Source organism: Rothia santali, from assembly GCF_024199905.1.
GTDB classification, from domain to species: domain Bacteria; phylum Actinomycetota; class Actinomycetes; order Actinomycetales; family Micrococcaceae; genus Rothia; species Rothia santali.
This window is the reverse complement of sequence record NZ_JANAFB010000005.1, coordinates 58,615-69,729: the sequence shown is the minus strand read 5'-3', so window position 1 is coordinate 69,729 and position 11,115 is coordinate 58,615. Positions and strand designations below refer to the sequence as shown.

Genomic DNA, 11,115 nt, shown 5'->3' with positions numbered 1-11,115 from the left:
CCCGGCCGACCGGTCGCGCCCGGGCCCGGCCGGCCCTACCCGGCCGCCCCGAGGCAGGCCAGCAGGAACGCGTACTCCCAGGCCGTGTCCCGCCACCGGGTGTACCGGCCCGAGCCGCCGCCGTGGCCGCCCTCCATCTCGGTGCGCAGCAGCACCGGCGCGTCCGAGGCGCCGAGCGCGCGCAGCCGCGGGACCCACTTTGCGGGCTCCACGTAGAGCACGCGCGTGTCGTTCAGGCTCGTCACGGCCGCGATCGGCGGGTACCGCAGGGCGCCGACGTTCTCGTACGGCGAGTAGCGCATCATGTAGGCGTAGGCCTCCGGGTCCTCGAGCGGGTTGCCCCACTCCTCCCACTCGAGCGCCGAGAGCGGCAGCTCCGGGTCGGAGACCGAGGTCACCGGGTCCACGAAGGGCACGACCGCGAGGATCCCGCAGTACCGCTCCGGGGCCATGTTCGCGATCCCGCCCATGAGCAGGCCGCCCGCCGAGCCGCCGGTCGCGGCGATGCGCCCCGCGTCGGCCCACGGCTGCGCGGCCAGGTGGTCGGTCACCGCGATGAAGTCGGTGAAGGTGTTCAGCTTCCGCAGCTTCTTGCCGTCGGTGTACCAGCGCCGCCCGAGCTCCCCGCCCCCGCGCACGTGCGCGACCGCGTAGACCACGCCGCGGTCCAGCAGGCTCAGCCGCGAGATCGAGAACCCGGGGTCCATGCTGATCTCGTACGAGCCGTAGCCGTACTGCACCACCGGGTGCTCGCGCGTGAGGTCCAGGTCGGCCCGGTGCAGCACCGAGACGGGGATCCGCGTGCCGTCCTCCGCGCGCGCCCACTCGCGGCGGGCGGTGTAGCGGGCGGGGTCGTACCCGCCCAGCACCGGCGTCTCCTTGCGCAGGCGCAGCGCGCCGGTCTCCGGGAAGTAGTCGTAGCGGCGCCCGGGGGTCACGAAGGACGAGTAGGCGAGGCCCACCACGGGGGAGTGGACGGAGAACGCCCCCACGCCGGCCGAGTACAGCTCCTCCTCGAAGCCCGGCTCGACGGCGTCGGGCAGCGGCTCCCCGCGCAGCGCCCCCTCGAGCGCGCCCAGCGGCAGGAAGGCCGCCTTGGGCAGGGTGTCCTCGCGCAGGTCCAGCACCAGGTGCGTGCCGGTGAGCCCGACGCCGTTCAGCCGCCGGGTCTCGCTGGGCCCGAGCAGGACCGCGCCCGCCCGCTCGAGGTCCCCGACGCTCCCGGCCGCGCGGGCCTCCTCCAGGCCCACCAGGAGCAGCTGGCCGTTGGGCGCGGCGTGGTCGTGGGTGACCAGCAGGTGCGGGCCAGAGGGCAGCGTCACGGGCTCGGCGTCGTAGAGGACCCGGTCCTCGCGGCCGATCACGGTCCAGGGCTCCGCGGCGTCGTCGTCGAGCGCGGTCAGCGGGAGCAGGCGGGCCTCGTTGTACTCGGAGCAGCCGGCGTCGAGCACCAGGTGGGACTCGTCCGAGCTCAGGCCGGCGCCGAGCCACAGGGTCGGGTCCTCCTCCCGGGCCAGGACCCGGTCCTCGCCCGAGGCGCCGAGGCGGTGGGCGCGGACCTCGTAGGGGCGCCACGAGTCGTCGACCAGGGTGTAGACCAGGTGCCCGGCGTCGGGGGTCAGGAAGCCGCCGCCGAAGACGCCCTCGAGGCGGTCGGGCAGCAGCTCGTCCCGCTCCAGGTCCCTGACGTACTGGGTGTAGCGCTCGTCGCCGGAGTCGTCCACCGAGTAGGTGAGATGGCGGCCGTCGCGGGTGACCTGGAAGGCGCCGAGGGAGAAGAACGGCAGGCCCTCGGCCAGGGCGTTGGCGTCCAGGAGGACCTGCTCGTCCGCGAGCCGCTCCCCGGTCGGTACCTCGGGCGGGGTCCAGTCGCGCTCGGTCTCGCCGGTGGTCTCGGCCGGGACGCGGCAGAAGACGGGGTAGTCGCTGCCCTCGGCCGTGCGGCGGAAGTACCACCAGTCGCCCTTGCGCACCGGGACCGAGAGGTCGGTCTCCCGGGTGCGGGCCTTGATCTCGCCGAAGATCGCCTCGCGCAGGCTCCCCAGCGGCTCCGTCACCGCCTCGGCGTAGCGGTTCTCGGCCTCCAGCTGGGCGAGGACCTCGGGGTCCTCCTTAGCGCGCAGCCACTCGTAGTCGTCGGTGAAGACGTCGCCGTGCAGCCGGCGCTCGGCGGGGGTCCGGCGGGTCGAGGGGGCGCGGGCGGCGTCGTTCCAGGGTGAGGCGGTGGAAGTCATCCCTCCACTCTACGGCGGCCCGGCCGCAGGGCGAGGTAGAGCACCGCGAGCAGCGCGCACCAGGCCGCGCCCACGACCAGCGCCAGCCGGGTGCCCTCGAAGAAGCCGAGCAGGACCACGACGCCGAGCATGAAGGCCAGCGCGAGCCACGAGGCCACGGGCCAGAACGGCGTCGGGAACCCGGTGGCGCCCTCCCCGGTCCGAGCTCGCTCGCGCTTGAAGGCCAGGTGGGTGACCAGGATCATGATCCACACCAGGACCGTGGCGAAGGTGGCCAGCGAGGCCACGATCAGGAACGCGTCCTCGAAGAGGTAGTTGACCAGCACGCCCGCCACGAGCACCACGCCCATGCAGGCCACGGTCATCCACGGGATCCCGCGCGAGGAGACCCGGGTGAACGACGCCGGGGCGAGCCCGCGCCGCGCGAGGCCGTAGAGCATGCGCCCGGCCCCGTAGACGTCCGCGTTGATCGCCGAGACGGCCGCGGTCAGCACGACGACGTTGAGGATGTGCGCGGCCGCCGGGATCCCCAGGCCGGCGAAGATCTGGACGAAGGGGGAGTTGCCGGAGCTGATGCCCGACCACGGGTACAGGGACATGATCACGGCCATGGTCAGTACGTAGAACAGCAGGATGCGCACGGGCACGGTGTTGATGGCCTTGGGGATCGAGACGCGCGGATCCTTCGCCTCCCCGGCCGTGATGCCGATGGTCTCGATGCCCCCGAAGGCGAACATGACCACGGTGAAGCACGCGAGGAAGCCGCCCAGGCCGTTGGGGAAGAACCCGCCGTCGTCCCAGAGGTGGGTGACCGAGGGAGCGGCGTCGGCGTGCAGCTGCACCCCGAGGACCAGCAGGGCGATCCCGCCCACGATCATCGCCCCGATCGCGGCGACCTTGACGATCGTGAACCAGAACTCCATCTCGCCGAACAGCTTGACCTTGGAGAGGTTGATGGCGAGGATCACCAGCACCACGGAGGCCACCCAGACCCAGCTGGGGGAGCCGGGGAACCAGAACTTCATGTACACCGCGACGGCGGTGACGTCGGCGATCGCGACCAGCGCCATCTCGAAGGCGTAGGACCAGCCCGTGACGAAGCCCGCCCAGCGGCCCAGGTAGCGGGTCGCGTACTCCGAGAACGCCCCGGAGACCGGGTGCGCGAGCGCCATCTCGCCCATGGCCCGCATGACCATGAACACCGCGGCGCCGCCGATGACGTACGCCAGCAGCACGGAGGGCCCGGCGAACTCGATGGCCGAGGCCGAGCCGAGGAACAGGCCCGTGCCGATGGCCGAGCCGAGGGCGATGAACAGGATGTGCCGCAGCGACAGCCCCCGGGAGAGCGGGGTGAGGTCGGTGTCGGACACGGTCGGAGTGGCCATGCGGATCCTTCGGAGGCGGTGCGGGCGGCGGGGCGTCCGGCACCGCGGAAGGCGCCGGACCCAAGGGGACAGTGTACGCTCCGGGACGCCGCGTCACATTTCCCGGCGAACGTCACGCGGGGCGCCGCCTTGACCGGGGGCGGCGCGCGGGCCAAACTGTGGGGAGGTCAAGAGAGCCAGCGCCAAGCCCCAGCTTGCTGGCCGGCAACCCTCCAACCGCGGTGGGGTGCCCTGGGTGAGGACCTGGCCGGGTGCGGAGTCCGCCCCGGCAAGCGCGGGCGCGGTGTGCCCGGCTGTCACCTCGGCGTGACGCCTCACTCCCCGGTGAACCAGAGGGTTCCGGGTCGAACGGGCGCCGGCGCCGCTCAGGATCGGCCGGGTCGCCTCGCCCCTCACGACGAGAAGGAGCGACGCATGACCACCGAGAACGACCTCCCCACCCCCTCGAACCCCGCCGGGTGGCGCTTCGAGACCCGCCAGATCCACGCCGGCCAGGAGCCCGACGCCGCGACCGGCGCCCGCGCCCTGCCGATCTATCAGTCGACGTCGTTCGTGTTCAAGGACTCCGAGCAGGCGGCCAACCGCTTCGGCCTGAAGGAGCTCGGCCCGATCTACTCGCGCCTGACCAACCCGACCCAGGAGGTCGTGGAGAACCGGATCGCGGCGCTCGAGGGCGGCGTCGGCGCGCTGCTGGTCGCCTCGGGGCAGGCGGCGATCACGCTGGCCATCCTCAACGTCGCCCAGGCGGGCGGGCACGTCGTCGCGAGCCCCAGCCTGTACGGCGGGACCTACAACCTGCTGCGGTACACGCTGGCCAACTACGGCATCGAGACCACCTTCGTGGAGGACTTCGACGACCCGGAGGCGTGGCGCGCGGCCGTGCGGCCCAACACCAAGGCCTTCTTCGGCGAGACCGTGCCCAACCCGCGCAGCGACGTCCTGGACATCGAGCCGCTGGCCGAGCTCGCGCACGAGGTCGGCGTGCCGCTGATCGTGGACAACACCGTGCCGACGCCGTACCTGGTGCGGCCCATCGAGTGGGGCGCCGACGTCGTCGTGCACTCCGCCACGAAGTACCTGGGTGGGCACGGCAACAGCGTGGGCGGCGCGATCGTCGACGCCGGGACCTTCGACTACGGCCGGCACCCCGACCGCTTCCCGCAGTTCACCACCCCGGACCCGAGCTACCACGGCCTGGTCTTCGCGGAGGACCTGGGGGCCGACGGCGTCTTCGGCGTCAACCTCTCCTACATCCTGCGCGCGCGGGTCACCCTGCTGCGCGACCTGGGCCCGGCCATCTCGCCGACCAACGCGTTCAACATCTCCGTGGGGATCGAGACGCTCTCGCTGCGCGTGGAGCGCCACGTGGAGAACGCCCAGAAGGTGGCCCGCTGGCTCGAGGAGCGTCCCGAGGTGACCCGGGTGCACTACGCGGGCGTGGAGTCCTCGCCGTGGTACGAGCGCGGGCGCAAGTACGCGCCGCGCGGCGTGGGGGCGATCGTGGGCTTCGAGGTCGAGGGCGGCGCGCCCGAGGCGCAGGCCTTCGCGGACTCGCTGCAGCTGCACTCGAACGTCGCCAACATCGGCGACGTCCACTCGCTGGTGATCCACCCCGCCTCGACCACCCACTCGCAGCTGTCCGAGGACGAGCTGCGGGCGGCCGGCGTCGCCCCCGGCTTCGTCCGGCTCTCGGTGGGGCTGGAGCACATCGACGACATCCTGGCCGACCTCGAGCACGGGTTCGACGCGCTGTCCGCGCGCCGGGCCTCCGCCGTGGCGGCCGCAGAATGATCAGGAGGAAGAACGCGTGACGATCGTTGGCACCGGGTCCGGACGCCGCACGGGCAGACAGGACGGGGTGGTGCAGTTCCAGCAGGTCGGCGACCTCGAGCTCGAGTCGGGGTCGGTCCTGCCGGAGGTGACCCTGGCCTATGAGACGTGGGGCCGGCTGGCCGAGGACGGCGGCAACGCCGTCCTGGTGATGCACGCCCTGACCGGCGACACCCACGTCGCCCACGGCTTCGCGGGCGAGGACGCCCCGGAGCTCACCCGGGAGGCCGCCGAGGCCCCCGGGTGGTGGGAGGGGCTCATCGGGCCCGGCGCCGCGATCGACACGGACAAGTACTTCGTGGTCTGCCCCAACATCGTGGGCGGCTGCTACGGATCCACCGGGCCCTCGACGCCGGCCCCCGCCTCCGCGGACCCGGAGCGGCGTCCGTGGGGCTCGCGCTTCCCGCTGGTCACGATCCGCGACACGGTGCACGCCGAGGCCCGGCTCGCCGACGCGCTCGGCATCGACTCCTGGTTCCTCGTCCTCGGGGGATCGATGGGCGGCGGGCGCGCGGCCGAGTGGGCCGTGACCCACCCGGAGCGGGTGCGTCACTGCGCCGTGGTCGCCTCCGGGCCCGCCGCGACCGCGGAGCAGCTGGCCTGGGGCCAGACCCAGTCGCTGGCGATCCGCCAGGACCCGCACTACGCGGGCGGCGACTACTACGGCGGGACCTTCCCCGTGGACGGGCTCGGGCTCGCCCGCCGGATCGCGCACATCACCTACCGCTCGGACACCGAGCTGCACTACCGCTTCGGCCGGCACCCGCAGGGCGAGGAGGACCCGGCCGGGCCCCTGGCCGCGCGCCGGGGCCGGTACCGCGTGGAGAGCTACCTGGACCACCAGGCCTCCAAGCTGGCGGGGCGGTTCGACGCGAACTCCTACCTCGTGGTCAACGAGGCGCTCATGAGCCACGACATCACCCGGGGGCGCGGCACCCTGCGCGAGGCGCTCGCGCGGACCGGGTGCGGCTGGGTCATCGTCGCCGTCGACTCGGACCGATTGTTCTACCCGAAGGAGTCCGAGGCGCTCGCGGAGGCGCTGCCGGAGCCCGTCGAGGTGCGGCACGTCAGCTCGCCCAACGGCCACGACGGGTTCCTCCTGGAGACCTCGCAGCTGAGCAAGATCCTGCGGGACTGCGTCCCGGGGCTCTGAGGGGCCGGCGGCCGCGGTTCCCGGCCGCTCCCGGATCGGCCACCACCTCCGCCGTGCGGCCGCGGCCTCCGGGCGCCCTCTCGCCTCCGGCGCGGCCGAGTGGGACCCGCCGGGGCGCGCCTCGTAGCATGGTCCCCATGGATCAGAAGCTCATCGTCGAACACTCGCGCCCCGAGGACCAGCGCCCGGGCACCCACCTGGTCGTCATGCTGCACGGCTACGGCTCCCACGAGGGCGACCTCATGGGCCTGCTGCCCGCCCTGCCCGAGGAGGGGTTCACCTACGCCTCGCTGCGGGCGCCGGGGGCGATGCCCGGCGGCGCCGGCTACGAATGGTTCGCGCTGACGGGCCTTCCGGAACGGGTCGGGTACTCCGACGAGGAGCTGCGGGCCTCCACGGAGGCGGTCATCGCCTGGATCGAGGCCGAGCGCGCCGGCTATTCGGACGTCACGCTGCTGGGCTTCTCCCAGGGGATGGCGGTGGCCACCACGGCGGTGCGCCGGCGTCCGGACCTGGCCCGCGCCGTCGTCGGGCTCTCCGGGTTCGCGGCCGCCCCGATCGAGGGCTTCACCGACGACGCCGCCCTCACCGCCCGCGAGCCCCGGATGCCCGTGTTCTACGGGCGCGACCAGGCGGACCCCGTGGTCCCCGAGGAGGCGGTGGCCCACACCCTCGACTGGCTGCGCGAGACCTGCGACGTGACGAAGGTCCTATACGCGGGCATGGGCCACGGGGTCAGCAACCAGGAGATGAAGCACGTGGGAGAGTTCCTGCGGCACGTGCTGCGCTAGGCGGGCGGCCGGCGCCTGGGCGCATGCGCCGGCCGACGACGGACCGGCCTCCCGGTGCCGAGGCCCGGCCTGGGGCCGCGCCGGGGCCTGGCTCAGGCGGCCGCGACCACCTCGACCTCGGCCCCCGCGAAGCCGACGACGTCGCCCGGGCGGACCTGCCGTCCGCGCTGGGTCACCGTCTCGCCGTTGACGGTCACGTACCCCTCGGTCACGACCTCGCGGGCCTGGAGGCCGTCCTCCACCAGCCCGGCCAGTTTCAACAGCTGGCCCAGGCGGATCGATTCGTCGCGGATTTCCACAGTATCTCGGTGCTGTTCGCTCATCGAAGCCAGTCTATCCGCACCGACCCGGTAGGCTGGTCCGGAGATCACCACCCCCTGCCACCTCGCGTGGCACCTGCAGAACCATGGAGTGAACACACATATGGCACCCAAGTCCACGCTGGACAACGTCATCACGCTGGCCAAGCGCCGCGGATTCGTCTTCCAGGCCGGCGAGATCTACGGCGGCTCCCGCTCCGCGTGGGACTACGGTCCGCTCGGCGCGGAGCTGAAGGAGAACATCCGCCAGCTCTGGTGGCAGAACTTCGTCCGCTCCCGCGAGGACATGGTCGGCCTCGACTCCTCCATCATCCTGCCCAAGGCGGTCTGGGAGGCCTCGGGGCACGTCGAGACCTTCACCGACCCGCTGGTGGAGTCGCTGCACACGCACCGGCGCTACCGCGCGGACCACCTGCTCGAGGCCTACGAGGCCAAGCACGGGCACCCGCCGGAGAACGGGCTGGCGGACGTCCGCGACCCGGAGACCGGCCAGCCCGGCAACTGGACCGAGCCGCAGAACTTCTCGGGCCTCATGAAGACCTACCTGGGCGCGGTGGACAACGAGGAGGGGCTGCACTTCCTGCGCCCCGAGACCGCGCAGGGCATCTTCGTGAACTTCAACAACGTGGTGACCGCCTCCCGCAAGCGCCCGCCGTTCGGCATCGGCCAGATCGGCAAGGCCTTCCGCAACGAGATCACCCCGGGCAACTTCATCTTCCGCACCCGCGAGTTCGAGCAGATGGAGATCGAGTACTTCACGCACCCCGAGGACGCCCCGGCGGCCTTCGACCGGTGGGTCGAGGACTGCTGGAACTGGTTCGTGGACCTCGGCATCAACCCGGACCACATGCGCAAGTTCGACGTGCCGGAGGACGACCGCGCGCACTACTCCGCCGGGACCATCGACATCGAGTACCGCTTCGGTTTCCAGGGCAGCGAGTGGGGCGAGCTCATGGGCGTCGCCAACCGCACCGACTACGACCTGGGCGTGCACAACGAGAACTCGAACACCCGCCTGGAGTACTTCGACCAGGCGAGCGGCGAGCGCTATGTCCCGTACGTCATCGAGCCCTCCTTCGGCCTGACCCGCTCCATGATGGCCTTCCTGGTGGACGCGTACACCGAGGACGAGGCCCCCAACACCAAGGGCGGCGTGGACGTCCGCACCGTGCTCAAGCTGGACCCGCGCCTCGCGCCGGTCAAGGCCGCGGTCCTGCCGCTGTCCAAGAAGCCGGAGCTGACCCCGGTGGCCGAGAAGCTGGCCGCCGAGCTGCGGACCGCCTGGAACGTCGACTACGACACCTCGGGCGCGATCGGCCGCCGCTACCGCCGCCAGGACGAGATCGGCACCCCGTTCTGCATCACCGTGGACTTCGACACCCTGGAGGACCAGGCCGTGACCATCCGCGAGCGTGACACCATGGCCCAGGAGCGGGTGAGCCTGGACCAGGTCAAGGCGTACCTCGCCGGGAAGCTCGTCGGCTAGTCGGATGGCGGAGAGCATGAGCGACTACCAGCTCCGGCCCTGGCAGGAGGGCGACGACCTGCAGCTGATGCAGCTGTGGCCCGACGCCGAGAACGTCCACGCCTCCGTGTTCCGCGCCAAGCTGGGGGAGGAGCCCTCCCACCAGTGGCAGCGCACCGTCGTGGTGGAGCATCACGGCGTCCCGGTGGCGGCGGGCACCGCCTACGAGACGAGCCTGCACTCCTCGCGGCTGTGGGCCTACGTGGAGGTCGCCCCCGACCACCGGCGGCGCGGGCTCGGCGGGCGGATCCTGGCCGCGCTGCGCGAGGCCGCCGCGGAGGCGCCCAGCGGCGTCACCGCCCTGCGCAGCAAGGTCGTCCCGGGCTCCTCGGGCGCCGGCTTCGCCCAGTGGGCCGGGCTCTCCTCGATCCAGCGCACCCGCATGGTGCGGATCGAGGCCGGAGCCCTCCCGCCGCAGCCGCTGCACGAGGACGCCTCCGGGCGCACCACCCAGGCCGTGGAGGACCTCGCGACCGGCTCGCTCGAGCTGACCCGGGTCCTGTGGGACTTCTACCGGCGCGTGCACGCCTGGGACCCGCCGGCCGAGCAGACGCTGGGGCAGGTCAACCGGCTCTTCCTCTCGGACGAGGCGGAGGCCTACGGCGCCATCGTGCTCCGGCGCGACGTCGTGCGGGCCGAGCGGGAGGGCCAGCGCGCCCCCATCTCGGCCTTCGCCGTGAGCTACCGGCCGCTGGACGCCGACGCCCCGGACCGCGAGGTCTCGGACGGGGAGGCCACCGAGGTCCTGCTCGGGTACGACGTCGAGCACCAGGAGGCCGGCGAGGCCCTCCAGCAGCTCATCGCGCTGCTGGTGTACCAGTACCCGGTGGTCATCGAGGTCGACGACTCCATGGAGGTGCTCGCGCGGATCGCGGACGCCCTCGTGCACCGGGGGAGCGCCGGCGTCGAGGAGGAGACCCTCGTGGTGGCGGAGGCGCAGTAGGCGCCTCGCGAGACCGCGAGACGGCGGGGCCGCGGGCTCAGCGCTCCTCGACGTACCTGCGGGTCACACTGAGGTCCTGGTCGCCGAGCCCGCGGCGCACCAGCTCCTCGTAGGACTCGAGGAGCACGGGCAGCAGCGCCGGGTTGACGGCCGCCGCGCCCGCGACGTCGGCCCCGAAGTTGAGGTCCTTGACCATGTAGGCGGCGATCCCGCCGGGCCGGTAGTCCTCCGCGACCATCGCCGCGCCCCGGGTCCGCAGCACCCGGCTGTCCGCGTAGCCCTCCGCCAGCACGCCGAAGAGCCGGGCGACGTCGAGCCCGCTGCGGGAGGCCAGGGCCGCGGCCTCGCCGAGCGCCAGCGCCGTGGCGCCCACGACGAGCTGGTTGCAGGCCTTGGCGATCTGGCCCGCGCCGAGCGGGCCCAGCCGCACGGCGGTCCCGCAGGGCTCGAGCACGGCCCGGGCCCGTGCGGCGTCGTGCTCTTCGCCGCCCACCATGATCGACAGGCTCCCGGCCTCCGCGCCCTCGACGCCGCCCGAGACGGGGGCGTCGACGACCCGCGCGCGGGTGCCCAGATCCTCGGCGAGCTCGCGGACCCCGGTGGGCGAGGACGTCGAGCCGACGATCACGAGGACCTCCCGCCCGGCCGCCCCGGCGAGGAACCCCTCCGGGCCCTCGAGCACGGAGCGCAGCTGGGGGAGGTCGGGGAGCATCGAGAGCAGGACGTCGCACCGGGCGCCGAGCTCGCGCGGACTCGCCGCCCAGCGGGCGCCGGCGGCGAGGGCGTCCTCCGCCTGCTCCGGCCTGCGAGCGGACACCATGACGGGGCCGCGCCCCGCCCCGGCCAGGCGGCGCGCCATGGGGGAGCCCATGGCGCCCAGGCCGATCACCCCCACGGCGGGGGAAGCGGACGTCTCCTCGTGTGCAGCACCCAT

At 73.0% G+C, this 11,115-nt stretch carries 9 protein-coding genes and 1 riboswitch; of the genes, 5 read left to right on the top strand and 4 right to left on the bottom strand.

Annotated elements, in window-relative coordinates; all coding sequences use genetic code 11:
• Positions 1-35: 35 nt before the first annotated feature.
• Complete coding sequence (locus NBM05_RS03425; RefSeq protein ID WP_254165130.1) at positions 36-2,234, bottom strand: S9 family peptidase; 2,199 nt, start codon at positions 2,232-2,234, stop codon at positions 36-38.
• Positions 2,231-3,619 carry an amino acid permease gene (locus NBM05_RS03420; RefSeq protein WP_254165129.1) on the bottom strand — a complete coding sequence of 463 codons (1,389 nt, stop codon included), beginning with the start codon at positions 3,617-3,619 and terminating at the stop codon, positions 2,231-2,233. Before NBM05_RS03420 ends, NBM05_RS03425 begins: the two co-directional genes overlap by 4 nt.
• A gap of 165 nt (positions 3,620-3,784) precedes the next feature.
• Positions 3,785-3,900: riboswitch (SAM riboswitch) on the top strand.
• A 133-nt stretch (positions 3,901-4,033) separates the two neighbouring features.
• Here NBM05_RS03420 and NBM05_RS03415 point away from each other — a divergent pair.
• The 3 genes from NBM05_RS03415 to NBM05_RS03405 all read left to right on the top strand — a co-directional run bounded on the left by NBM05_RS03415 (position 4,034) and on the right by NBM05_RS03405 (position 7,393).
• Positions 4,034-5,410 (top strand): bifunctional o-acetylhomoserine/o-acetylserine sulfhydrylase, encoded by a 1,377-nt coding sequence (locus tag NBM05_RS03415; protein WP_254165127.1) that lies wholly within the window; start codon positions 4,034-4,036, stop codon positions 5,408-5,410.
• A gap of 16 nt (positions 5,411-5,426) precedes the next feature.
• Positions 5,427-6,602 (top strand): homoserine O-acetyltransferase MetX, encoded by a 1,176-nt coding sequence (metX, locus tag NBM05_RS03410; protein WP_254165126.1) that lies wholly within the window; start codon positions 5,427-5,429, stop codon positions 6,600-6,602.
• Between the two features lie 137 nt (positions 6,603-6,739).
• Complete coding sequence (locus NBM05_RS03405; RefSeq protein ID WP_254165125.1) at positions 6,740-7,393, top strand: alpha/beta hydrolase; 654 nt, start codon at positions 6,740-6,742, stop codon at positions 7,391-7,393.
• A gap of 92 nt (positions 7,394-7,485) precedes the next feature.
• On the opposite strand, the gene NBM05_RS03400 is transcribed toward NBM05_RS03405, so the two are convergent.
• Positions 7,486-7,716 carry an RNA-binding S4 domain-containing protein gene (locus tag NBM05_RS03400; protein ID WP_254165124.1) on the bottom strand — a complete coding sequence of 77 codons (231 nt, stop codon included), beginning with the start codon at positions 7,714-7,716 and terminating at the stop codon, positions 7,486-7,488.
• 100 nt (positions 7,717-7,816) lie between these two features.
• Here NBM05_RS03400 and NBM05_RS03395 point away from each other — a divergent pair, with 100 nt between their 5' ends.
• Both NBM05_RS03395 and NBM05_RS03390 read left to right on the top strand, forming a co-directional pair.
• Positions 7,817-9,199: a glycine--tRNA ligase gene (locus NBM05_RS03395; RefSeq protein ID WP_254165123.1), complete on the top strand. Its 1,383-nt coding sequence runs from the start codon at positions 7,817-7,819 to the stop codon at positions 9,197-9,199.
• 16 nt (positions 9,200-9,215) lie between these two features.
• Complete coding sequence (locus NBM05_RS03390) at positions 9,216-10,181, top strand: GNAT family N-acetyltransferase (protein WP_254165122.1); 966 nt, start codon at positions 9,216-9,218, stop codon at positions 10,179-10,181.
• A 37-nt stretch (positions 10,182-10,218) separates the two neighbouring features.
• On the opposite strand, the gene NBM05_RS03385 is transcribed toward NBM05_RS03390, so the two are convergent.
• Complete coding sequence (locus NBM05_RS03385; RefSeq protein ID WP_254165121.1) at positions 10,219-11,115, bottom strand: NAD(P)-dependent oxidoreductase; 897 nt, start codon at positions 11,113-11,115, stop codon at positions 10,219-10,221.